The 22,085-nt window shown below is 64.9% G+C and carries 26 protein-coding genes and 3 tRNA genes; 22 read left to right on the top strand and 7 right to left on the bottom strand.

Annotation, left to right across the window (positions count from 1 at the left end; all coding sequences use genetic code 11):
- Positions 1 to 45 precede the first annotated feature (45 nt).
- The 4 genes from KTQ37_RS00210 (at position 46) to hisH (ending at position 1,662) form a co-directional block, all read left to right on the top strand.
- Positions 46 to 120 (top strand) — tRNA-Gly (locus KTQ37_RS00210).
- A gap of 21 nt (positions 121 to 141) precedes the next feature.
- Positions 142 to 216: transfer RNA gene (locus KTQ37_RS00215), tRNA-Gly, on the top strand.
- A gap of 220 nt (positions 217 to 436) precedes the next feature.
- Positions 437 to 1,024, top strand: coding sequence for an imidazoleglycerol-phosphate dehydratase HisB (gene hisB / locus KTQ37_RS00220; RefSeq protein ID WP_218628455.1), 588 nt, complete (start codon positions 437 to 439; stop codon positions 1,022 to 1,024).
- Complete coding sequence (gene hisH, locus KTQ37_RS00225; protein ID WP_218628456.1) at positions 1,024 to 1,662, top strand: imidazole glycerol phosphate synthase subunit HisH; 639 nt, start codon at positions 1,024 to 1,026, stop codon at positions 1,660 to 1,662. The genes hisB and hisH overlap by 1 nt, the downstream gene beginning before the upstream one ends.
- 30 nt (positions 1,663 to 1,692) lie before the next feature.
- On the opposite strand, the gene KTQ37_RS00230 is transcribed toward hisH, so the two are convergent.
- Positions 1,693 to 2,076: a DUF2147 domain-containing protein gene (locus KTQ37_RS00230; RefSeq protein WP_218628457.1), complete on the bottom strand. Its 384-nt coding sequence runs from the start codon at positions 2,074 to 2,076 to the stop codon at positions 1,693 to 1,695.
- A 136-nt stretch (positions 2,077 to 2,212) separates the two neighbouring features.
- On the opposite strand from KTQ37_RS00230, the gene hisA reads away from it, so the two are divergent.
- From hisA to KTQ37_RS00285, 11 genes are all read left to right on the top strand, one after another.
- Positions 2,213 to 2,932 (top strand): 1-(5-phosphoribosyl)-5-[(5-phosphoribosylamino)methylideneamino]imidazole-4-carboxamide isomerase, encoded by a 720-nt coding sequence (hisA, locus tag KTQ37_RS00235; protein ID WP_218628458.1) that lies wholly within the window; start codon positions 2,213 to 2,215, stop codon positions 2,930 to 2,932.
- A gap of 133 nt (positions 2,933 to 3,065) precedes the next feature.
- Entirely contained in the window at positions 3,066 to 3,824 is a 759-nt protein-coding gene (gene hisF / locus KTQ37_RS00240; protein WP_218628459.1) for an imidazole glycerol phosphate synthase subunit HisF, read from the top strand.
- Between the two features lie 12 nt (positions 3,825 to 3,836).
- A complete protein-coding gene (locus KTQ37_RS00245) occupies positions 3,837 to 4,148 on the top strand; it encodes a phosphoribosyl-ATP diphosphatase (protein ID WP_218628460.1) in 312 nt (103 codons plus the stop codon).
- 52 nt (positions 4,149 to 4,200) lie between these two features.
- Positions 4,201 to 4,503 carry a DUF1330 domain-containing protein gene (locus tag KTQ37_RS00250; RefSeq protein ID WP_218628461.1) on the top strand — a complete coding sequence of 101 codons (303 nt, stop codon included), beginning with the start codon at positions 4,201 to 4,203 and terminating at the stop codon, positions 4,501 to 4,503.
- Positions 4,496 to 4,798 (top strand): DUF1330 domain-containing protein, encoded by a 303-nt coding sequence (locus KTQ37_RS00255; RefSeq protein WP_218628462.1) that lies wholly within the window; start codon positions 4,496 to 4,498, stop codon positions 4,796 to 4,798. The genes KTQ37_RS00250 and KTQ37_RS00255 overlap by 8 nt, the downstream gene beginning before the upstream one ends.
- A 40-nt stretch (positions 4,799 to 4,838) precedes the next feature.
- Entirely contained in the window at positions 4,839 to 5,285 is a 447-nt protein-coding gene (locus KTQ37_RS00260; protein WP_218628463.1) for a tellurite resistance TerB family protein, read from the top strand.
- A gap of 132 nt (positions 5,286 to 5,417) precedes the next feature.
- On the top strand, positions 5,418 to 6,194 hold the full coding sequence (locus KTQ37_RS00265; protein WP_218628464.1) for an ABC transporter ATP-binding protein: 777 nt from the start codon (positions 5,418 to 5,420) through the stop codon (positions 6,192 to 6,194).
- Positions 6,195 to 6,230: 36 nt separating this feature from the next.
- Positions 6,231 to 6,941, top strand: a complete 711-nt coding sequence (locus tag KTQ37_RS00270) for a transporter substrate-binding domain-containing protein (protein ID WP_218628465.1) — start codon at positions 6,231 to 6,233, stop codon at positions 6,939 to 6,941.
- A gap of 45 nt (positions 6,942 to 6,986) precedes the next feature.
- The gene (locus KTQ37_RS00275; RefSeq protein ID WP_218628466.1) at positions 6,987 to 7,868 is read left to right on the top strand and encodes an ABC transporter permease; all 882 of its coding nucleotides are present in this window, start codon (positions 6,987 to 6,989) and stop codon (positions 7,866 to 7,868) included.
- On the top strand, positions 7,865 to 8,692 hold the full coding sequence (locus KTQ37_RS00280) for an ABC transporter permease (RefSeq protein ID WP_218628467.1): 828 nt from the start codon (positions 7,865 to 7,867) through the stop codon (positions 8,690 to 8,692). The genes KTQ37_RS00275 and KTQ37_RS00280 overlap by 4 nt, the downstream gene beginning before the upstream one ends.
- 4 nt (positions 8,693 to 8,696) lie before the next feature.
- Positions 8,697 to 10,028, top strand: a complete 1,332-nt coding sequence (locus KTQ37_RS00285; RefSeq protein ID WP_218628468.1) for a glutamine synthetase family protein — start codon at positions 8,697 to 8,699, stop codon at positions 10,026 to 10,028.
- Between the two features lie 38 nt (positions 10,029 to 10,066).
- On the opposite strand, the gene KTQ37_RS00290 is transcribed toward KTQ37_RS00285, so the two are convergent.
- The 4 genes from KTQ37_RS00290 to KTQ37_RS00305 all read right to left on the bottom strand — a co-directional run bounded on the left by KTQ37_RS00290 (position 10,067) and on the right by KTQ37_RS00305 (position 13,518).
- Positions 10,067 to 10,810 (bottom strand): ABC transporter ATP-binding protein, encoded by a 744-nt coding sequence (locus tag KTQ37_RS00290; RefSeq protein ID WP_218628469.1) that lies wholly within the window; start codon positions 10,808 to 10,810, stop codon positions 10,067 to 10,069.
- Positions 10,810 to 11,868: a FecCD family ABC transporter permease gene (locus tag KTQ37_RS00295; RefSeq protein WP_218628470.1), complete on the bottom strand. Its 1,059-nt coding sequence runs from the start codon at positions 11,866 to 11,868 to the stop codon at positions 10,810 to 10,812. Before KTQ37_RS00295 ends, KTQ37_RS00290 begins: the two co-directional genes overlap by 1 nt.
- Positions 11,865 to 12,959: an ABC transporter substrate-binding protein gene (locus KTQ37_RS00300; protein WP_218628471.1), complete on the bottom strand. Its 1,095-nt coding sequence runs from the start codon at positions 12,957 to 12,959 to the stop codon at positions 11,865 to 11,867. The genes KTQ37_RS00295 and KTQ37_RS00300 overlap by 4 nt, the downstream gene beginning before the upstream one ends.
- Positions 12,960 to 13,077: 118 nt before the next feature.
- The gene (locus tag KTQ37_RS00305; protein WP_218628472.1) at positions 13,078 to 13,518 is read right to left on the bottom strand and encodes a hypothetical protein; all 441 of its coding nucleotides are present in this window, start codon (positions 13,516 to 13,518) and stop codon (positions 13,078 to 13,080) included.
- A gap of 201 nt (positions 13,519 to 13,719) precedes the next feature.
- On the opposite strand from KTQ37_RS00305, the gene KTQ37_RS00310 reads away from it, so the two are divergent.
- The 4 genes from KTQ37_RS00310 to KTQ37_RS00325 are packed head-to-tail and all read left to right on the top strand — an operon-like array spanning position 13,720 to position 17,738.
- Entirely contained in the window at positions 13,720 to 14,400 is a 681-nt protein-coding gene (locus KTQ37_RS00310) for a type 1 glutamine amidotransferase (protein ID WP_218628473.1), read from the top strand.
- Positions 14,401 to 14,402: 2 nt separating this feature from the next.
- A complete protein-coding gene (locus KTQ37_RS00315) occupies positions 14,403 to 15,023 on the top strand; it encodes an FMN-binding negative transcriptional regulator (protein WP_218628474.1) in 621 nt (206 codons plus the stop codon).
- 38 nt (positions 15,024 to 15,061) lie between these two features.
- A complete protein-coding gene (locus KTQ37_RS00320; RefSeq protein WP_218628475.1) occupies positions 15,062 to 16,429 on the top strand; it encodes a glutamine synthetase family protein in 1,368 nt (455 codons plus the stop codon).
- Positions 16,430 to 16,433: 4 nt separating this feature from the next.
- On the top strand, positions 16,434 to 17,738 hold the full coding sequence (locus tag KTQ37_RS00325) for an NAD(P)/FAD-dependent oxidoreductase (RefSeq protein WP_218628476.1): 1,305 nt from the start codon (positions 16,434 to 16,436) through the stop codon (positions 17,736 to 17,738).
- A gap of 77 nt (positions 17,739 to 17,815) precedes the next feature.
- Here KTQ37_RS00325 and KTQ37_RS00330 read toward each other — a convergent pair whose 3' ends face one another.
- Complete coding sequence (locus tag KTQ37_RS00330) at positions 17,816 to 18,235, bottom strand: CoA-binding protein (protein ID WP_218628477.1); 420 nt, start codon at positions 18,233 to 18,235, stop codon at positions 17,816 to 17,818.
- Positions 18,236 to 18,421: 186 nt separating this feature from the next.
- The gene (gene rlmB, locus KTQ37_RS00335; protein ID WP_218628478.1) at positions 18,422 to 19,204 is read right to left on the bottom strand and encodes a 23S rRNA (guanosine(2251)-2'-O)-methyltransferase RlmB; all 783 of its coding nucleotides are present in this window, start codon (positions 19,202 to 19,204) and stop codon (positions 18,422 to 18,424) included.
- Between the two features lie 196 nt (positions 19,205 to 19,400).
- Between rlmB and KTQ37_RS00340 the strand changes: the two genes are divergently transcribed.
- The 3 genes from KTQ37_RS00340 to KTQ37_RS00350 all read left to right on the top strand — a co-directional run bounded on the left by KTQ37_RS00340 (position 19,401) and on the right by KTQ37_RS00350 (position 21,962).
- Positions 19,401 to 19,484, top strand: a tRNA-Tyr gene (locus KTQ37_RS00340).
- Positions 19,485 to 19,602: 118 nt separating this feature from the next.
- Positions 19,603 to 20,598 (top strand): hypothetical protein, encoded by a 996-nt coding sequence (locus tag KTQ37_RS00345; RefSeq protein ID WP_218628479.1) that lies wholly within the window; start codon positions 19,603 to 19,605, stop codon positions 20,596 to 20,598.
- 80 nt (positions 20,599 to 20,678) lie between these two features.
- Positions 20,679 to 21,962: an O-acetylhomoserine aminocarboxypropyltransferase/cysteine synthase family protein gene (locus tag KTQ37_RS00350; RefSeq protein ID WP_218628480.1), complete on the top strand. Its 1,284-nt coding sequence runs from the start codon at positions 20,679 to 20,681 to the stop codon at positions 21,960 to 21,962.
- Positions 21,963 to 22,085: the final 123 nt, after the last annotated feature.

Below are 22,085 nucleotides of genomic sequence, written 5' to 3' on the forward strand. Positions count from 1 at the left end.
GGCCCCCGCTCTATCCCCTAAATCCGCCTCCACCGAACCGGTAGCGCGGGCGTAGCTCAGGGGTAGAGCATAACCTTGCCAAGGTTAGGGTCGTGAGTTCGAATCTCATCGCCCGCTCCAGTTCGGACAGTACCCAAGGACGCGGGCGTAGCTCAGGGGTAGAGCATAACCTTGCCAAGGTTAGGGTCGTGAGTTCGAATCTCATCGCCCGCTCCATTACAAAAAGCCTCCCTTCTGGGAGGTTTTTTGTTGTTCTGCAGGTGGTTAGCGCCCCGCATCCATCTGCCTCCGCGCAAGGCGCGTGGCACCTGGCGCCGCCCCGAGCTCGCCCCCGAAACGACCTTCCCCGAACACCCCGCAGACAATGGGCGCTTAACGCTTAACAAGCCTGCGCGCGCGGCCTATAAGGCCCCGTAACCCCTTGGGAAGGACGACGATGCGGACCGCCACCATCACCCGGAAAACCGCCGAAACCGAGATTTCGGTCGAGATCAATCTCGACGGCACTGGCAGCTACGACAACCAGACGGGCGTTGGTTTCTTCGATCACATGCTGGACCAACTGGCCCGGCACTCACTGATCGACATGGTGATCCGCGCCAAGGGCGATCTGCATATCGACGACCACCACACGGTCGAGGACACCGGCATCGCGCTTGGCCAGGCCTTGGTCAAGGCGCTTGGCGACAAGAAGGGCATCCGCCGCTATGGCCACTTCGCGCTCGCGATGGATGACACGCAGGTGCAATGCGCGCTCGATCTGTCGGCGCGCCCCTACCTCGTGTGGAATTGCGACATGCCCACGCCCAAGATCGGCACTTTCGACACCGAACTGGTGCGCGAGTTCTTCCAAGCGCTCTCGACCAATGGCGGCATCACGCTGCATATCGATCGCGTGCACGGCTTCAACAGCCACCACATCGCCGAGGCGGCGTTCAAGTCGGTCGCCCGCGCACTGCGCATGGCGGTTGAGGTCGATCCGCGCACTGCCGGCATCCTGCCCTCGACCAAAGGGGCGCTTTGATGCTCACGGCGCTGGTCGATTACGACTCGGGCAACCTGCACTCGGCCCAGAAGGCGTTCGAGCGGATGGCGCATGAGGCCGGTCACGGCACCATCGTCGTGACATCGGAGCCTGACGTGGTCGCCAAGGCCGACCGGATCGTGCTGCCGGGCGACGGCGCCTTTCCGGCCTGCCGCCGCGCGCTCGACCGGTTCACCGGTCTCTTCGAGGCAATCGAGGAAGGCGTCTACCAGCAGGGCAAGCCCTTCATGGGCATCTGCATCGGTATGCAGATGATGGCCACGCGCGGGCTGGAGTTTGAGCCGACCGAAGGCTTTGGCTGGATCCCTGGCGAGGTGCGCCATATCGAGCCCGCCGATGCCGCGCTGAAGGTGCCACATATGGGCTGGAACGATCTGGTGATCGACCGCCCGCACCCGGTGCTCGACGGCGTGCAGACCGGCGATCACGCCTATTTCGTGCACAGCTTCCACTTCGTGGTGGAACGCCCCGAGCACCTGCTGGCCCACGCCGACTATGCCGGCCCGATCACGGCCATCGTAGGGCGCGACAATATGGTGGGCACCCAGTTCCACCCTGAGAAATCGCAGGCCGTGGGTCTGCGGATCATCTCGAACTTCCTGAACTGGAAGCCGTAAGCAAAGGGCGCCCGAAGGCGCCCTTTTCACTTACTTGATCCTCGTCCAGCTCTGCTTGGCGCAGAACAACCCGCCAGCCACGCAGCCCGCCAGCTTCATCGCATCGCCATTGAGCGCGATCTTGCCCAGATATGTCTTGCCGTTCGACGGCCGCCAGACCTGCCCCTGGTAAGCGCCCCCGCCCTTCGGCGTCATGTCGATCACGATGGCCTTGCCGAGGTTGGGCGAGGCGTATTCCCCCTCGGTCTTGAAGGTGCGCACGATGGTGCCGCAGTAATTCTCCCCGCAGGGGGCGATCTTCACATGGGCGAATGCGCCGTCATCGGGCTGGGTCTGCCACAGCCCCTCGATCGGGTCGGCGAAAGCGGTGCCTGCGGCCAGCGCAAGTGCCGCCGCAAGAAGAGTGGTTTTCATGGTGTCTCCTCCAAAACTCCGCGCGCAGGAGGGCATGGGCGTCGATTCACGGCAAGAATGACGTGGCGTTGCACCGCCGCGCCTTGCCCGAAGGGAAATCGCGTGGCAAGAGGCCCGCAAGACGAAGGAGATACCGATGATCCTCTACCCCGCGATCGACCTCAAAGACGGCCAATGCGTGCGACTGCTCCATGGCGAGATGGACAAGGCCACCGTGTTCGGCGACGACCCGGCCGCGCAGGCCGCGAAATTCGAGGCTGCAGGCTGCGAATGGGTGCATCTGGTAGACCTGAACGGCGCTTTCGCCGGTGAACCGGTCAATGCCGCCGCGGTCGAGGCGATCCTGGCGCGCATCAAGGTGCCCGCCCAGCTTGGCGGCGGCATCCGCGACATGGCGACGATCGAGCGCTGGCTCGACAAGGGCCTTGCCCGCGTGATCCTGGGCACCGTCGCGGTCGAAAACCCCGCCCTCGTGCGCGAGGCTGCACGCGCCTTCCCGAACCAGGTCGCCGTGGGCATCGACGCCCGCAACGGCCGCGTGGCGACGAAAGGCTGGGCCGAGGAGACCGACGTGATGGTCACCGATCTGGCGCGCAGCTTCGAGGACGCGGGCGTGGCCGCGATCATCTACACCGACATCATGCGCGACGGCGCGATGACCGGCCCGAATATCGAGGCGACCGAGGCGCTGGCCCGCGCCGTCTCGATCCCGGTGATTGCCTCGGGTGGCGTGTCGTCGCTGCCCGACCTGATCGCCCTGCGCGACACCGGCGTGATCGCGGGCGCGATCTCGGGGCGGGCGATCTATGACGGGGCGCTGGATCTGACGCAGGCGCTTGCGGCGCTGAAGGGCTAAGCAAAGGGGGGCGCTGCCCCCTCGCCCGTACCGGGCTAACCCTAGGTATTTGGGCCAAGAAGAAGGGTGGGCGGTTTGAGGTGCTTCCCACGGGCGCGTTCAGGGCTTATGTAGGCGCCAAAGGAGCCCGCCCATGCTGAAGACCCGGATCATTCCCTGCCTCGACGTGGCCGATGGGCGCGTGGTGAAAGGCGTCAATTTCGTCAATCTGATCGACGCGGGCGACCCGGTTGAGGCCGCGAAGGCCTATGACGCGGCGGGGGCCGACGAGCTGTGTTTTCTGGACATTCACGCGACCCATGAAAATCGCGGTACGATGTTTGACCTGGTCACGCACACGGCCGAGCAGTGTTTCATGCCGCTGACCGTGGGCGGTGGGGTACGCACACAGCAGGATGTGCGCGCGCTTTTGCTGGCGGGGGCCGACAAGGTCTCGTTCAACTCGGCGGCCGTCGCGAACCCCGATGTGGTCGCCGAGGCGGCCGATCGTTTTGGCAGCCAGTGTATCGTGGTGGCGATCGATGCCAAGACCGTCGAGCCGGGCCGGTGGGAGATTTTCACCCATGGCGGGCGCAAGCCCACGGGCATCGACGCGGTGGAGTTTGCCCGGCTGGTGGAATCGAAGGGCGCGGGGGAGATCCTGCTGACCTCGATGGACCGGGACGGCACACGGGCGGGCTTCAACCTGCCCCTGACCCGCGCGATTTCGGATGCGGTCAATATTCCGGTCATCGCCTCGGGCGGGGTTGGCAACCTTGACCACCTTGTTGAGGGCGTGACCAAGGGCGGCGCCTCGGCGGTGCTGGCGGCCTCGATCTTCCATTTCGGCGAATACACGATCCGGCAGGCCAAGGAACACATGGCCGCCGCCGGTATTCCCGTCCGCCTCTGACAGGAGCCGATCATGCACACGCTCGACCAACTCGCTGCGACCGTTGCCTCGCGCAAGGGGGCGGACCCGGACAGCAGCTGGACCGCGAAGCTCTTCGCCAAGGGTCCCGAGAAATGCGCCGAGAAATTCGGCGAGGAGGCCATCGAGGCGATCATCGCAGCCGCCAAGAACGACCGCGAGAACCTGGTCTATGAGGCCGCCGACGTGCTTTATCACCTCGTGGTCATGCTGGCCGCGCGGGATGTGAGCCTGAACGAGGTTCTGGCCGAGCTAGAAAGGCGCGAGGGCACCTCGGGCATTGCCGAGAAGGCCGCGCGCGGCTGAGAGGTTGCATCCGCCGCCCTGCCCGGCAATGTTGGGCCAAACGGAGGCGGAGATGAGCGACACACCCAAAGGATACTGGATCGGCCATGTCACGGTCGATGATCCGCAGGCCTATCAGGCCTACCGCGAGGCCAATGCCGTGGCATTCGCGAAATACGGGGCGCGGTTTCTGGTGCGCGGCGGTGCGCAAGAAGTCGTCGAGGGCGATCAGCGCCCGCGCTCGGTGGTGATCGAGTTCCCCTCGCTTGAGGCCGCGCGGGCCTGCTACCTCAGCCCAGAATACCAGCGCGCGCTGGCGCTGCGCACGCCGGTCTCGGACGCCGATCTGAGCATTGTCGAGGGTTATCTTGGGTAAGGCGAAGGGCTACTGGGTGGCCCATGTCACCGTGTCCAATCCGGCGGGTTACGCCGCCTACCGTGCCATGGCCGCCCCCGCGATCGCCGCGCAGGATGGGCGCATTCTGGCGCTTGGCGGGGCACAGCAGACCGTCGCCGGGCAGATGCGACCGCATACCGTCATCGTCGAGTTCCCCGATCTGGCCGCCGCGCGGGCCTGCTATTTCGGCGCGGCCTATCAGGCCACCATTGCCGCGCGCGACGCCTCGGCCGAAGTCGATCTGAGCATCATCGAAGGCCACACGATTGCCTGAGCCCGCTTGCCCCCGGCACCGGAGGCGTTAGATTGGGCGCATGTTGAAATCGCTCTTCGGCCTTTTGGCCAATCCCCGCCCTGAACCCGCCGACAGCGACGATGTCGAACTGGCCCTGGCTGCGCTGCTGGTGCGGCTTGCGCGTTCGGACGGGCTGTATGAGGAAAGCGAGCAGGCTCATATCGACCGCCTCCTGATCGCGCGCAACGGCATCGGCCCGTTTGAGGCCACCGCGCTGCGCCGCCGCGCCGAGGCGCTGGAGGACGAGGCTGCAGACACCGTGCGCTTTACCCGCGCGCTGAAGGACGGGATCGCCCATGACGACCGCATGAGCGTGATCGAGGCGCTGTGGGAAGTGGCGATGGCCGATGGCGCGCGCGGGGCCGAGGAAGACTCGCTCATTCGGCTTGCCGCAAACCTTCTTGGGATCAATGACCGCGATTCGGCACTGGCCCGACAGCGCGTGATCGCACGGCTCGATGATTGATGATGCCCCCGGTCATTTTGACCAGGCAAGGCTGGACTTTTGATCAATACCCTCACGTCACCCATCATTGTGCCGTTGCAATCGCACAAGAAATCGCGCCAACTTGATCAAACGGACAAAGAGAAACCCATAGTGACCAACAACGCGCCCGTCATCGAGATCCGCGATCTCCATAAAAGCTATGGCCAGCTCGAGGTGCTGAAAGGCGTCTCCATCCACGCCGAAAAGGGCCAGGTTATCTCCCTTATCGGCTCCTCGGGGTCGGGAAAATCGACGCTTCTGCGTTGCTGCAACCTGCTTGAGGACAGCCAGAGCGGCGAGATCCTGTTCGAGGGCGAGGCGGTGAAATGGACGGGCGAGGGCCTGCGTCGCCACCCGGCCGATCGCGCGCAGGTCACGCGCTTTCGCACCAACCTCGCGATGGTGTTCCAGCAGTTCAACCTCTGGTCCCACATGAGCGTTCTGCAAAATGTGATGGAGGCCCCCGTCACCGTCCTCGGGCGTCCCGCAGACGAGGTCGAGGTGCTGGCGCGCAGCCTGCTCGACAAGGTGGGCATCGGCGACAAGGCGGACAACTGGCCCGCGCAGCTTTCGGGCGGTCAGCAGCAACGCGCAGCCATCGCGCGCGCGCTCTGCATGCAGCCCGAAGCGCTCTTGTTCGACGAGCCGACCTCGGCGCTCGACCCGGAATTGCAGCAAGAGGTGGTCAAGGTGATCAAGGACCTCGCGGCAGAGCACCGCACCATGATCCTTGTGACCCATGACATGCGGCTGGCCGCCGATGTGTCCGATCACGTCGTCTTCCTGCACCAGGGCCGCATCGAAGAGGAAGGCCCGCCCGCCGCTCTCTTCGGGGCGCCGAAATCAGAACGCCTGCAACAGTTCCTGTCGGCCACCGCGCCGGCCTGAAACCAACAAAACAAACTCAACAGTGGAGTCTTGACTATGAAGAAGCTGATCCTGACGGCCGCCGCGCTGGCGCTCAGCACCGGATTTGCGATGGCCGATACCGTGCGCATAGGCACCGAGGGCGCCTACCCTCCCTACAACTTCATCAACGACAAGGGTGAGGTTGACGGGTTCGAGCGCGAACTGGGCGATCTGCTGTGCGAAAAAGCCGGCCTGACCTGCGAGTGGGTGACGAACGAGTGGGACTCGATCATCCCCAACCTGCTCTCGGGCAACTATGACACCATCATCGCCGGCATGAGCATCACCGACGAGCGGATGGAGACCATCGACTTTACCCAGAACTACATCCCGCCGGCGGCCTCGGCCTATGCGGCGCTGTCGGCCGATGCCGATCTGTCGGGCGTGGTCGCAGCACAGGTGGGCACCATCCAGGCCGATTACGTTGCCAAGTCGGGCGCGACGCTGCTTGAATTCGCCACCCTCGACGACACCGTCGCCGCCGTGAAGAACGGCGAGGCCGACGCGGTCTTCGCCGACAAGGACGCGCTGGCGCCCTTCGTGGGCAGCGACATGTCCTGGGCGGGTGACGACGTTCCGCTTGGCGGCGGCGTGGGCATCGGTATGCGCAAGTCGGATGCCGAGCTGAAGGGCAAGTTCGACGCCCTCATCACCGAGATGAAGGCCGATGGTTCGCTCAACGCCATGATCAAGAAGTGGTTCGGCGACGAAGCCACCGTATTCTGAGAGTGACGGGCGGGCGGCCCTCGCGCCGCCTGCCCGGTTCCCGCCATGTTTGAAAGCTGCGCTGATCCATCTCAACTCGAGGGACTGAACTGGTTCCTGTGCTACCTGACCTCGGGCAAGCACATGCTGTTCTATACCTCGTTCCTTGTCGTCATGGCACTGATGGTCATCACGGCTCCGATCGCGCTCATGTTCGGATTTGGCGGGGCGCTGGCTGCGCGCAGCCACGTGGCGCCGCTGCGCTGGCTCGGCAAGGGCTATACCGCCATGGTGCGCGGCGTGCCCGATATCATCTTCTTCCTCTTCGTGCCGGTTGCGATGGACCAGGGGCTCGAATACCTGCGCAACCTGTACAAATGCCCGCCCACGGACGCACCGATCTGGGCCAATAACGAATTCAACGTCTGCGCCGCGGCCAAGCTGCCGCTTTCGACCAGCCCGCAGTTCTGGCACGAGGCCTATGGCTTCGCCCTTGCGGTCATCGCCTTCTCGATCGTGTTCGGCGCCTTTGCCGCCAACGTGCTGTACGGCGCAATGAACGCCGTGCCCCGCGCGCAGCTGGAAACCGCCGAGGCCTATGGCATGTCGCCCAAACAGGTGCGCCGGCGCATCCTGATCCCGCAGATGTGGACCTATGCGCTGCCCGGCCTGTCGAACCTGTGGTTGATCCTGATCAAGGCCACGCCGCTGCTGTTCCTGCTGGGCGTGGAGGACATCGTCTATTGGGCGCGGGAACTGGGCTCGACCAAATCCGCGATCTACGACTATCCGCACCCGGACTGGCGCGTGTGGTATTTCCTCGTGCTGCTGTTCTACTACCTCGGCATGACCCGAATTTCCGAGATCTACCTCGGACGTCTGTCGGCGCGGCTGTCGCGCGGGCAGGCCACGATGGCCGGTGAAGCGATGCGAAAGGCGGGCGCATGAGCTGCGTTGACATCATCGCCGACTACGGCCTGCGCTCGCTCGGGATCGGGGAACGCCTTCTGCCGCGCTCGGATTTCACGCTGTGCCACCAGTTTACGCTGATCGGTTCGGGGTTGATCTGGAACCTCTATTTCGGCGTTCTCGCGCTTGCCTTCGGCTTCTTCATGGCCACCGGCCTCGCACTGGCCAAGGCGGCCGAGAACCCGCTGCTGCGCAAACCGGCCGAGTGGTTCATCTTCGTCTTCCGCGGCTCGCCGCTCTTCATCCAGTTCTTCCTGGCTTATGAGGCGCTGGTGCTGCTGCCGAAGGCCGGGATCGATGTTTTCGGCATCACCATCCACACCGCCTGGACCACCAAGGCCTGGGCGGGCGCACTGTTCGTGCTGTTCCTCAACACCTCCGCCTATGCCGCCGAGATCTTCTACGGCGCGTTGCGCTCGGTCCCGAAGGGCGACCTTGAGGCCGCCGACGCCTATGGCTTCACCGGCTGGAAAAAGTTCCGCAAGGTTGTCTGGCCGACCATGCTGCGGCTCGCCTGGCCGGCCTATACAAACGAGGCGATCTTTCTCTTCCATGCCACGACGCTGGTCTATTTCTCGGGCTTCCCGGCGTTCCAGCAGCGCGGCGATGCGCTTTATTACGCGAAGTTCTTCGCGGACAAGACCTTCAACCCATTCATCCCCTACCCGATCGCGGCCTTCTATTTCGTCTGTCTGACGCTGGCCCTGATCGCGGTATTCGGGGTGATCAACCGCCGCCTGAACCGGCATCTTCCGGGTGCGAGCCGCCCCAAACTGAAGGTCAGGCCGCAAATCATCAGGTGAGGAAATGGACTGGCTGAGAGAGCACCCCGAGGTTCGCACCATTCGCGTGGCTGCGGCTGATCTCAACGGGGTCGCGCGGGGTAAGCGCATACCCGCTCGTTTTGCAGACAAGGTGTTCACCGAGGGCACACGCTTTCCCTTTTCGGTGATGAACCTCGACATCTGGGGCGAGGACATTGAGGAAAGCCCGCTGGTTTTCGAGACCGGCGACTGCGACGGCCTTCTGATGCCCACCGAGCGTGGCTTCATGCCGATGCCCTGGCTTGAGGCGCCGACCGCGCTCTTGCCGATCTGGATGTTCCACATGGATGGCCGCCCCTATGACGGCGACCCGCGGCAGGTCCTGGCGCGCGTGATGGATCGCTACAAGGCGCTTGGCCTGACCCCGGTTGTGGCAACCGAACTGGAGTTCTTCCTGATCGACGACTCGGGCAAGACGCTGCGCGTGCCGCCCTCGCCTCGCTCGGGCAAGCGCCGCACCGGCGGCGAGATCCTGAGCCTGCGGGCGCTCGACGCCTTCGACAATTACTTCACCGCGCTTTACGACGCCTGCGAGGCGATGGACATCCCTGCCGACACGGCGATATCCGAGGCCGGGCCGGGCCAGTTCGAGATCAACATGATGCATTCGAACGACGCGCTGAAGGCAGCCGACGATGCGTGGCTGTTCAAGATGCTGGTCAAGGGGCTGGCACGCAGCCACGGCTTTGCGGCCTCGTTCATGGCCAAGCCCTATGACCTGTGGTCGGGTAACGGAATGCACATGCATTTCTCGATCCTCGATAAGGCGGGCAAGAACATCTTCAACGACGGCTCCGACAAGGGCTCGGACGCGCTGCGCCACGCGGTGGCGGGTTGCCTGGCCGCTCTGCCCGGCTCGACCCTGATCTTCGCGCCGCATGAAAACAGCTATGACCGGCTGGTGCCCAACGCCCATGCGCCCACCGGCATCGGTTGGGCCTATGAAAACCGTACCGCGGCGGTGCGTATCCCCGCCTCGGGGCCTGCCGCGCGGCGGATCGAGCACCGCGTGGCCGGGGGCGACGTGAACCCTTACCTGATGATCGCTGCCGTACTGGGCGCCGCGCTGATCGGGATCGAGGACAAGATGACCCCGAATGATCCGATTGCGGGCAACGCCTATGAGCAGGATCTGCCGCAACTGCCCGCGACCTGGAACCTCGCCATCGAGACCTTCGCGAACTGCGACTACATCAAGCGCATCTTCCCGCAGGAACTGGTCGCGAACTTCCTGATGACCAAGCGGCAGGAGGTCCACTACATGGCCGAACTGTCGGACGAAGAGCAGACCGAACTCTACCTCGATACGGTCTGACGAACGATCCTCCGGGCCGCCAGTGTCGGGCGGCCCACCTACTCGACCGTATGCGGCACCACGACCAGACAGGCATCGCGGTCGCGCAACAACTCGGGCGTCACGCACCAATGCGTTGCGACGCGCTCGGGCGTCAGCGCACCCTCGGGCGTGTCGTGGCAGATCAACCGCCCCTCGCCCAGCACCATGACCCGGTCGCAAAACCGCGCAGCCAGCGTCAGGTCGTGCAGCGCCGCGATCACAGCAGTGCCGCTTTGCCGCGCATGGGTGCGCAACGCGGCCAGCGCGCCAAGCTGGTGATGCAGGTCCAGCGCCGAGGTGGGCTCATCGAGCGCCAGAAGCTGCGGATTGCGAAACAGCCGCTGCACCAGAAGAACACGCTGCTGCTGCCCGCCGGAAAGCGTGTTCATCCCGCGCGCGGCCAGTTCGGCCAGCCCGAAACGCCCAAGGATATCACGTGCCTGCGCGATCATCGCGGGCGGGACGCTCCAGCCCAACCCTTCGCGCCGGCCTAGCAAGACGCAATCGAGCACTGACAGATTGGCCCGCACCGTGAAGCTTTGCGGCAAAAAGCCCACTGCGGCGCGATCGAGCACACGGCCCGCGCGACGCAGGATCGCACGCTCGGGCGAAAGCCCGGCGATGGCGCGCAGCAGCGTCGATTTACCCGCGCCATTCGGCCCGACGATGCCGGTCAGAGATCCGGCAGGCAGGCGCAATTCCATCGGTTGCAGAACCAGGCTACGTCCACGCCGCAGCGCCGGAAGGGTGATTTCGAACATCAGTTCCCCCTATGGGTCAGGATGACGGCGGCCAGCATCGGAATGCCAGCCACGGCGGTCACGATCCCGACCGGGATCGCCGCGCCCGAGGACAAGAGCTTGGACACCACAGAGGCCGAAACCAGGATCAGCGCCCCGGTCAGCGCCGCGAAGGGCAGCGCGAAGCGGTGATCCTCGCCCACCATCGCGCGGGCCACATGCGGCGCGATCAGCCCGACAAAACCGATCGTGCCGGTGAATGACACCGCCGCCGCCGTCAGTGCTGCGGTGATCAAGAAGACCCGGCGGCGCAGCGCATCGGTATCGAGCCCGAGGCTTTCGGCGTTTGCCTCGCCCATGCGCAGGGTCGTCAGCGCCCAGGTTTCGCGCGCGATCAGCGGCAGGCAGAGCGCAACGATCACCCCCGCCGTCTTGACCGCCGTCCAGTTCGCTTTGAGCAGAGAGCCGAACAGCCAGAAGACGATCTGCTGCAAGACCTCGGGCGAGGCCATGAACTGCACCAGCGATTGCAGCGACTGGAAGAAGAACAAAACCGCGATGCCCGCCAGCACCAGAACCTCGGGCTGGCTGCCCTTGAGGCGCGCCACCAGCCAGACAAGCGCGGTCGCGCTGAGGGTTGCCACGAATGCGCAGGCGGGCGTCAGCAGCCAGCCGGGCACCGGCACCGCGAGCGCCGAGCCAAACATGATCGCAAGCGCCGCGCCAAACCCTGCCGCCGCCGAGAACCCCAGCGTGAAGGGCGAGGCCAGCGGGTTGGCCAGGATCGTCTGCATCATCAGCCCCGCCAGCCCAAGCGCGCCGCCTACGATCAGCGCCATCACCGTTTGCGGCAGGCGAATCTGGAACAGGATCGCCGCCGCCGCCCGGTCGGCGCCCTGCGGCCCGGCCAGAAAGGTCTGCCACAGCGTCCCCGGCGACATCGCCGAGGGGCCGGTCATCAGATCAGCCAGAACCAGCCCGATCAGCAGAAGCAGGGCGGCGCCAACCGCCGCCCCACGCCGCGCAGACCGCGCCCGCCACGCCCGAACCGAAGTGTCGAGCCGGTCCTGCACGCTCATTTCAGCTGCGTCACAAATAGCCCATCCGCCATGACGGGCATCCACTTGGCGTAGTAGTCGCTCAGCTCAGCCGCCGGATCGACATCGGCGAAGGCCTCGGGATAAAGCGCCTTGGCGATCGCACGGGCATAGACGAAATCCGACAGCGTGCGGTTGCCGCCATGGTAGATGCCATAGACCTGCTTGCTACGCACCGCGGGCAGATCGGCCCAACCCGCGCGCGCGGCATAGGCGGCCATCTTCGGCTGCGCGGCCTCATCCGTGGCGCCGAAGCCCAAGAGCACCGCTTCGGGCTTGTTGAGCCATTCCGACCCCGCGAGCAGGATCACATCGGGTTGCTCTGCGATGACAAACTCGGGCGAAAGCGGCCCCCAGTTCTCGATCTGGCCCTTGGCGATATTGGCGCCGCCGACAAGGTCGATCACACCGGCCCACATCCCCTTGCCATAGCTGTTGCCCACCTCACCGGGGCCTTTCTGCGCAAGCTCGACATAGATCTTCTTGTTCGAAGGCCCCGCCTTGGCGATACGCGCGGCGGTGTCCTCGGTCTTGGCCTGATACATCTGCGCCAATTCCTCGGCGCGCTCGGGCTGGCCCATCACAGCGCCCAGAACCCGCGTGGACATCAGGTGCCGCTCAAGCGTCTGCGCGTTGTAATCGAGCGCGATCACCTTGATACCCGCATCCTCGATCTGCTTCACGCCCGGCGCGCCCAGAGACGCCGTCTGCCAGCTTGCCAGCAGCGCCACATCCGGCTTCGAGGCGATCAGCGCCTCGGCCGAAAAGCTGTTGTCATCGGTGCTGCCGAAATCGGGCAGGGTTTCCAGCGCCGGGAAGGCTGCGGTGTAGCGCTGCCACTGGCCCGGGCGCCAATCGGCCCAGGGTGCGCGCGAGAACGAAACGATCTTGGCGGCGCCCTCAGCGCCAGTCACGGCCAGGTAATCCTCGTAATAAAAGCCTAGCGCCACGCGCTCGGGGACGCGTTCGAGGGTGACAGTACGTCCGTCCAGATCGGTCACGGTGATTTCAGCCATGGCGGGGGCCGTGGACATGAGCAGCGCCGACAGCGCCGCAAGTTTAGCGAGTTTCATTTTGATATCCTTGGGTTGATCGCGGCGCCGCAGGCATGGCGGCACCGATATGCGCAATGAGCGAGCCGCAAGACGGCGCTCACGAGAACACGCCCGGCCATAGCGGCGGTTCAGCGGATCAAGCCAGAGGGGGGGCGCGGGGCTGCGCGGGCCGCCATTCGGCGGCAACGATAGGCCGGGACACCGCCAGATCAGGAACGAAGGGCGCGAAACTCGCAGGGCTATGCGCCGCAAGCGCGGCATCCTGCACGGCCGCCAGCGCCAGCGTCACCGCAAGGCATTTCGATACTTCGTGGTTCTCGTCGGGAAGCGGCGCCTGATCGCTGACAGAACCGTCGGCGCGCATCCAGATGTCGCGCGGCCCTTCGGGCGTACACAGCACCAGCCGGGTCGAGTCGGCATCGGCCACCCGCATCATCCCCTGCGGGACGATCCCCGAAAGGAACAGCGACAGCAGCAGGACCATCGGCACCAGCCGCGCAAACAGCGCGCGCACCGCAAAGCCGCGCAGCTTGCGGGAGGCGGTGGGCCGAGGGTGATGCGCCTGTGCCAATGCCATGTGACCTTCCTGCCGCATAGGGTTACGCAGGAAGGCCCCGCGCCTCAAGCCTCTTGGACCGCCCTGCGGCGCTCCGACGCGGCCCGCCCGGTCAGCATCTCTTCGCTCAGATGAAAATATTTGATCAAATTATTCAGCAAGCCCCCTTGCCGCATGGGATCGGCCCCGCTAGGCTTCGCCCATCCAAGCAATGAGACGACAATGCTGATCGGCATCCTGCAAACCGGCCAATCCCCCGATGTTCTTCGGGACGCGTCGGGCGACTACCCCGACATGTTCGCGCGCCTTCTGGCGGATCGCGGCCTGACCTTCCGCACCTATCACGTCGAGAACATGGAGTTCCCGGCCGATATCCACGAATGCGAGGGCTGGCTGATTACCGGCTCGCGCCACGGTGCCTATGAAGATCATCCCTTCATCGCGCCGCTTGAAGACTTCATCCGCAAGCTCGTCGCAGCCAAGGTGCCGCTGGTGGGCATCTGCTTTGGCCATCAGATCATCGCGCAGGCGATGGGTGGCAAGGTCGAGCGGTTCGAGGGCGGTTGGGCCGTGGGCCCGCAGGATTACGACTTCGGCGGCGAGAAGATCACGCTGAACGCCTGGCACCGCGACCAAGTAACCGAGCGCCCCGAGGGGGCCGAGGTCGCCGGCTGCAACGAGTTTTGCGAGAACGCCGCGCTGGTCTATGGCGATACCGCCTTTACCGTGCAGGCCCACCCGGAGTTTCCCGACAGCTTCGTCGACGGCCTGATGCATACGCGTGGCAAGGGCCTCGTGCCCGATCCGCTGATGGAAGCTGCGCGCACGCGTCTCAACCAGCCCAATCAATCCGCAACCATTGCTGACCGGATCGCGGATTTCTTCCACAAGCCGCGGGGCTGATCATGTATCGCCTGCCCGCCTTCGCCGAGACCGACCCCGAGCAGCTCAGCGCGCTGATCGCGCAGGCACCACTGGGGCTGCTGATTTCCTCGGGTCCGGCGGGCGTGATGGCGAACCCGATCCCCTTCCTGATCGAGGAACGCGCGGGCGGCCACGTCCTGCGCGCCCATCTGGCGCGGGCTAATCCGCAACTGGCGGAACTGGCTGCGGCCCCTCAGGTTCTGGTCGTGTTCCAGGCGGGCAACAGCTACGTCACGCCCTCGTGGTATCCTTCCAAGGCCGAGGCCGGAAAGGTCGTGCCGACATGGAACTACGCCATGGTGCAGGTGCGCGGACAGGCGCGGCTCGATACCAGCACCGAATTCCTGCGCAACCAACTGGACGCCCTGACCGACCAGCAGGAAGGCGTACGCGCGGACCCTTGGGCGGTTTCTGATGCGCCCGAGAGTTTCGTCGCCGCGCAAATGCGCGGGATTGTCGGGCTCGAGATCCTCGTCGAAACGATGGAAGGCAAGCTCAATCTATCGCAAAACCGGCCCGTCCAGGACCGCGTCGGCGTCCGCGCGGGCATGATGGCCGAGGGCGACCCGCTCTCCCGACTGATGCCAGACCCTGGTGCGTGAAGCTCACCCTTCACGCAAACCATTGGAAAGTTATGAAAATGTCTTCGAACACCGACAACTGGCTCGATCAAATTCCGCAAGCTGCCCGTGACTATGTCGCCGGGCGCCGCCTCGATGAGGTTGAATGCATCGTCGCCGACGTCGCGGGCGTTGCCCGTGGCAAGGCCATGCCCGCCTCGAAATTCCAGTTTCAGGATCGCTTCTTCCTGCCGAACTCGATCTTCCTACAGACCATCACCGGCGAATGGGCCGAGAACCCGATCGGCGCCTTCACCGAGCCGGACATGATCCTGACCCCGGATTATTCGACCGCGACCGCCGCCCCCTGGACCGCCGACGTCACGCTTCAGGTGATCCATGACGTGAACGACCAGCAGGGCAACCCGGTGCCGATCGCGCCGCGCAACGTGCTCAAGCATATCGTCAGCCTCTACGAGGCCGAGGGCTGGAAGCCGATCGTCGCGCCCGAGATGGAGTTCTTCCTTGTTGCGCGCAACCTTGACCCGAACCAGCCGATTATTCCGCCGATGGGTCGCTCGGGGCGGCGCGCGGCTGGCAAGCAGGCCTATTCGATGTCGGCTGTGGACGAATACGGCAAGGTGATCGACGACATCTACGACTTCGCCGAGATGCAGGGCTTCGAGATCGACGGCATCTTGCAGGAAGGCGGCGCGGGCCAGATCGAGATCAACCTCGCCCATGGCGACCCGGTCGCGCTGGCGGACCAGATCTTCTTCTTCAAGCGCCTGATCCGCGAGGCCGCGCTGCGCCACGACTGCTTCGCCACCTTCATGGCCAAGCCCATCGAGGGCGAGCCCGGCTCGGCCATGCATATCCACCAGTCGATCATCAGCACCAAAACCGGCGAGAATATCTTCTCGGAAGCCGATGGCGGTGAGAGCGAAGAGTTTCTCTATGCCATCGCGGGGCTGCAAAACCACCTGCCGGCGGTGATCGCGCTGCTGGCGCCTTATGTGAACAGCTACCGCCGCTACGTCCCGGATTTCGCGGCGCCGATCAACCTCGAATGGGGTCGCGACAACCGCACGACGGGCCTGCGGGTGCCGATCTCGGGGCCGGCCGCGCGGCGGGTCGAGAACCGTCTGGCGGGGATGGATTGCAACCCCTATCTCGGTCTGGCGGCGACGCTGGCCTGTGTTTATCTGGGCCTCAAGGAGCGCAAGATGCCGCGCCCCGAATGCCTGGGCGATGCCTATATGGGCGACACCGACCTGCCCTACAACCTGGGCGACGCGCTGGACATCCTGGCCGATTCCGCGCCGGTGCGCGAGGTGCTGGGGATCGAGTTCTGCACCGTCTACGAGGCGGTGAAGCGCAACGAATACAAGGAGTTCCTGCAAGTGATTTCGCCCTGGGAGCGTGAGCACCTGCTGCTGAACGTGTGATGCCATGAACCTGCTTTTCGCGAATGACAAACCGGGCCACTACCCGGCGAGCTTCTATGCCGATACGCGGGATGCCGCGCCCGAACGGGCGGCGTTGCAAGGGGCGGTGCAGGCCGATGTCTGCATCGTCGGCGCGGGCTACACGGGGCTTTCGGCCGCGCTGCATCTGGCCGAGGCCGGGCGCCGCGTGGTCCTGCTCGAGGCGCACCGGGTGGGCTTTGGCGCCTCGGGGCGCAACGGCGGGCAGATCGGCTCGGGCCAGCGGCTTGAGGTGACCGAGCTTGAGAAGATGATGGGTAAGCCCGCCGCCCGGCGGCTGTGGGATCTGGCCGAAGAGGCTAAGGCGCTGACCTACGATCTGGCCGCGCGCGCAGGCGTGCCGACATATCGCGGCATCGCCCATGCCGCGCTGAAGCCCTCCGAGGTCGCCCATGCCCATGAGATGGCCGAGCATCTGGCGACGCATTACGGATATGATCAAATCACGCCGCTTGACCGTGACGGGCTGCGCGCGCTGATCCCGTCCGAGCGTTATATCGGCGGCGACATCGACCGTGGCGCGGGCCATGTGCATCCGCTGAACCTGACGCTTGGCATGGCGCGCCTGGCCGAGGCGGCGGGCGCGGTGATCCATGAAACCTCGGTCGTGACCGGGATCGAACATGGCACCGGCACACAGAAAAGCCGCGTTCGAACCGCGCAAGGCCATGTCGAGGCCGAGCATGTGATTCTGGCCGCGAACGGGTATCTCGACCGGCTGGAACCCAAGGTGACCGCGCGGGTCATGCCACTCAACAACTATATCGTTGCGACCGAGCCCTTGGGGGAGCGCGCGCGCGAGTTGCTGACGGAGAACATCGCCGCGCATGACACCAAGTTCGTGGTGAACTACTGGCGCCTGCACGAAGACCGGCTGATCTTCGGCGGCGGTGAGTCGGTGACCTATCGCTTTCCGCGCGACATTGCCGCCAAGGCGCGGGTGCCGATGCTGCAGGTCTATCCGCAACTGCGCGACGTCAAGATTACCCATGCCTGGGGCGGAACGCTGGCGATCACGCTCAACCGGATGCCCTATTTCGGGCGGCCTTCGCCGAACTGCCTCTCGGCCTCGGGGTTCTCGGGGCATGGGGTGGCGCTGGCGACGCTGGCGGGCAAGCTGATGGCGCAGGCGGTGACCGCGACGGGCGACGGGTTCGACGTGATGGCCTCGGTGCCGACCTATCCCTTCCCCGGCGGCGGCTATCTGCGTTGGCCGATCCTTGTGGCGGGGATGACCTTCTACGGGTTGCGCGACAAGCTGGGGATCTGAGAAGGGGGGCTATGCGCCCCCCTCTGCTCCTGCGGAGCATTCACCCCCGCAAGGTATTTTGCCCAAGAAGAAAGGGATCACGCCATCAGGCGGCGGTATTCGATCTTGGGGCAACGGTTCATGATCACGGATTTGCCCGCAGCGATTGCGGTTTCGGCCGCAGCGTCGTGCTGGACGCCAATCTGCATCCAGATCGTGCGCAGCGCGGGAAGGTTCGCCAGCGCGGCCTCGACAATGGCGGGCACGGCGCTTGACTGGCGGAAGATATCGACCATATCGACGGCGATCTCTTTGGGGATCGCGGCGAGGTCCGCATAGACAGTTTCACCCAGAATCACCTGCCCCGCGAGGCCGGGATTGACCGGGATGATGCGATACCCCGCCGCCTGGAGGAACTCGGAAACATAATGCGAGGGGCGACCGGGCTCGGCGGAAAAACCCATCACGGCGATGGTCCGGGTCTCGGTCAGTATGTTTCGAATTTCAGGATCTTGCATGGCGCGCTCCGTTTTGGTGCGACACTAAAGAAAAAGGCGCCCAAGCCAAGGGCTGGGCGCCAAGTGGCGGAACGAGGGACAGTGAACCGAAGCGCGGAGGTTCCGCAACCGCGCTTCCACAATCATGAGATAGGTATGTAAAATCCCGATTAAAGGGCCTCACGGCGATCTCGCGTCCTTGTGAACTCAGCGGTTCACTGCGGCATAGAGCGAAATCGCCGCCGCGTTCGAGACATTGAGCGAGCCGAACTCCCCCGCGAAGGGAATCTTGACGAGCTTGTCGCAGGTCTCGCGCGTCTTTTCGCGCAGGCCCGGCCCCTCGGCACCCAGCACCAGCGCAACGGGGCGGGTGCCCACTTCGGCAAGGCCCTCGGCAAGGGTCATCTCGGCCTCGCCCGCAAGGCCGAGCAGCACGAATCCCATGGCGCGCAGTTCCTCCATCGCATCGGCGAGATTGGTGACGCGCAGATAGGGCTGGCGTTCCAGCGCCCCCGAGGCGGTTTTCGCCAGCGCCCCGGTTTCGGGGGCCGAATGGCGTGCGGGCGCCACGACGGCGCGCGCACCGAAGACCTCGGACGAGCGCAGGATCGCGCCGACGTTATGCGGGTCTGTCACGCGATCCAGCATCACCACCAGCGGCGCACCGCGGCCGGTCAGGCAGACCTCTTCGAGCGAACCCCAGTTGAGCGGTTTGACCTCAAGCGCCGCGCCCTGGTGGACGGAATCGGGGGCCAGAGTGACGTGATTGTCAAACTTGCGCGGATCGACGATCTCGGGCTCGACCCCGCTCACCGCGATCGCCTCAAGCAGCTTGTCCGAGGCGTTTTTGGTCAGCACGAGGCGCAGCTTTTGTCGCGCGGGGTTCATGAGCGCATCACGCACGGCGTGCAGGCCGAAAAGCCAGACCGTCTCGGCGGCGGCGGCACGTTTGGCGCGTTCCTTGTCGATTACCCAGCTCGGCTTTTTCATGGCTTACTCCTGCATTGCCGCCGTTGATGCGCGCAAATGCGCAAAATCGCAAGCCTGCCGCCGATGCAGGCAGCATTATGCAGGGGATCCAAGGGGCAAATTTCGGCCCCCGGGCGGCGTGTGTGATTTTCTTCACGCACCGCGTTCTGCCCCCCTTGACGCCCCCCGCCCCCTTCGGTATTCCCCGCCCCACGTCGGGTGACGAGCTGCAAGGTGCGGCAGCGGACTGTAACTCCGCCGGGGAGACCCATGCCTGGTTCGATTCCAGGGTCACCCACCATCCCCCTCTCAGGAATGGTGATTACACGGGGCCCGCGCCCCGCCGTACGCGGCGGGTGAGTGCCTTCCCCCCCTGCCGAATTCCGCTATAGTGCCGCAGCATTCAGGACTGCGGACCCATGGGCACTTCGGCTGACAACCCTCTCGATTACAACGTTTTCTGCGTCGTTCAGGCGGGGCGGCTAGAGTATGAGGCGATCATCTTCGCGCGCTCGTTCCGCGCGGCGAACCCGGGCTTTCGGGGCCGGCTGTTGATGGCCGAGCCCTCGGGCGCGCGCTGGTCGCAGCCCACACAAATCTCGGGTCCGGTGCGCGAACTGTTGCTGGCAGAAGGCGTCGAGTTCATTCCCTTCGAGAACCAGCACTTTGGCGAGTCCTACCCGCAGGGCAACAAGATCGAGGCGATGGCCGCCATGCCCGGGGCTCCCTTCATCTTTTTCGACACAGATACGGTGTTCACCGGCCCGCTTGCGTCGGTGGCGTTCGATTTCCACCGTCCCTCAGCCTCGATGCGGCGCGAGGGGACCTGGCCCGCACCGCCGCTTTACGGCCCCGGTTACACGGGTATCTGGAAGGCGCTTTACGACCGCTTCGGGTTGGATTTCGAAAGTTCGCTCGATCTGAGCCAGTTCGACGAACACTGGGAGCGGTATCTCTACTTCAACGCGGGTTGGTTCTTTGGCGCCGATGCGCAGGCCTTTGGCGAGCGTTTCCTGCATTACGCCCATGCGATCCGTTGGGATACGCCCGATGAGCTGGCCTGTCAGTCGCTCGATCCGTGGCTCGATCAGATCGCCCTGCCGCTGGTGATCCACTCGTTTGGCGGGGGGCGTCCGGGGCCGGATCTGGCGGGGCTGGATGGCGATGTCAGCTGCCATTACCGCGCTCTGCCCTTGCTTTATGCGCGCGAAGGCGATGCCGCAGTCGAGATGGTCGAACAGGTCTGCGCGCCCAATCCAGTGAAGAAGATACTCAAGGCCTATGAGCCCGCCAAGAAACTGATCTATCAGGGAAAAGGTCGCGCGTTGCGGGCCATGTTCGACCGTAGCGCCCTGCCCCGACGCGAACAGGCGCTGCGCAACGCGATCCGCCGCGAGGGGCTCTGGCTGCGCTGAAACATGCGTGCAATCGAATGTGATTGAAGCCCATCGGGGCCACGGCTAGGCTCCCCCCGATTTCGTTTAGGGAGGGGCCCATGACCGACTATTCCTTCGACACCCTGCAAGTGCATGCGGGGGCCGAGCCCGATCCGGCCACCGGCGCGCGCCAGGTGCCGATCTACCAGACCACCGCCTATGTCTTCAAAGACGCAGAGCACGCCGCGCGCCTCTTCAACCTGCAAGAGGTGGGCTACATCTACTCGCGCCTGACCAACCCGACCGTTTCGGCGCTGGCCAATCGCGTGGCCGCGCTTGAGGGCGGTGTCGGTGCGGTCTGCTGCTCGTCGGGGCACGCGGCGCAGATCATGGCGCTCTTCCCGCTGATGATGCCGGGCTGCAATATCATCGCCTCGACCCGTCTTTACGGCGGCACGATCACCCAGTTCAGCCAGACCATCAAACGCTTCGGCTGGTCGGCGAAATTCGTCGATTTCGACGATCTGGAGGCGCTTGAGGCCGCGGTGGACGACAACACGCGCGCGATCTTCTGCGAGTCGGTCTCGAACCCCGGCGGCTATGTCACCGACCTGCCCGCCGTTTCGGCCGTCGCCGACAAGGTGGGCCTGCCGCTGATCGTCGACAACACGCTGGCCTCGCCCTACCTGTGCCGCCCGATCGAGCATGGCGCGACCCTCGTCGTGCATTCGGCAACCAAGTACCTGACCGGCAACGGCACCGTCACCGGCGGCGTCATCGTCGACTCGGGCAAGTTCGACTGGTCGGCCTCGGGCAAGTTCCCCTCGCTGTCGGAACCCGAGCCTGCCTATCACGGGCTGAAATTCCACGAGGCGCTCGGCCCGATGGCCTATACCTTCCACTCGATCGCCATCGGCCTGCGGGATCTGGGCATGACGATGAACCCGCAGGGCGCGCATTATACGCTCATGGGGATCGAGACGCTGAGCCTGCGCATGGAGAAGCACGTCGCCAACGCCAAGACCGTGGCAGCCTGGCTCGAAGCCGATCCGCGTATCGACTACGTGACCTATGCGGGCCTCGAAAGCTCGCCCTGGCATGAGCGCGCGAACCGCGTTTGCCCCAAGGGCGCCGGGGCGCTGTTCACCGTTGCGGTCAAGGGCGGCTACGACGCTTGCGTGAAACTGGTGAACAATCTCAAGCTGTTCAGCCATGTGGCGAACCTTGGCGATGCGCGTTCGCTGATCATCCATTCGGCCTCGACCACGCACCGCCAGTTGACCGAAGAACAGCAGGTTGCCGCAGGCGCCGCGCCGAACGTGGTGCGCCTGTCGATCGGCATCGAGAATGCCGCCGACCTGATCGCCGATCTCGATCAGGCGCTGGCTGTCGCCACGGCGTGATGCCTACGCGGGCAGTTCGTACCCGCGACCGGCAAAAACCTGACTATCGCCCCGCCCCTTTCGGGCGGGGCGCTTTTCACAGGCGGCAAACTGCTTTACCAAGGGTCGCGACGGGTGAATCCG

It is taken from the genome of Sedimentimonas flavescens, assembly GCF_019264375.1.
Classification (GTDB): domain Bacteria; phylum Pseudomonadota; class Alphaproteobacteria; order Rhodobacterales; family Rhodobacteraceae; genus Rhodobacter; species Rhodobacter flavescens.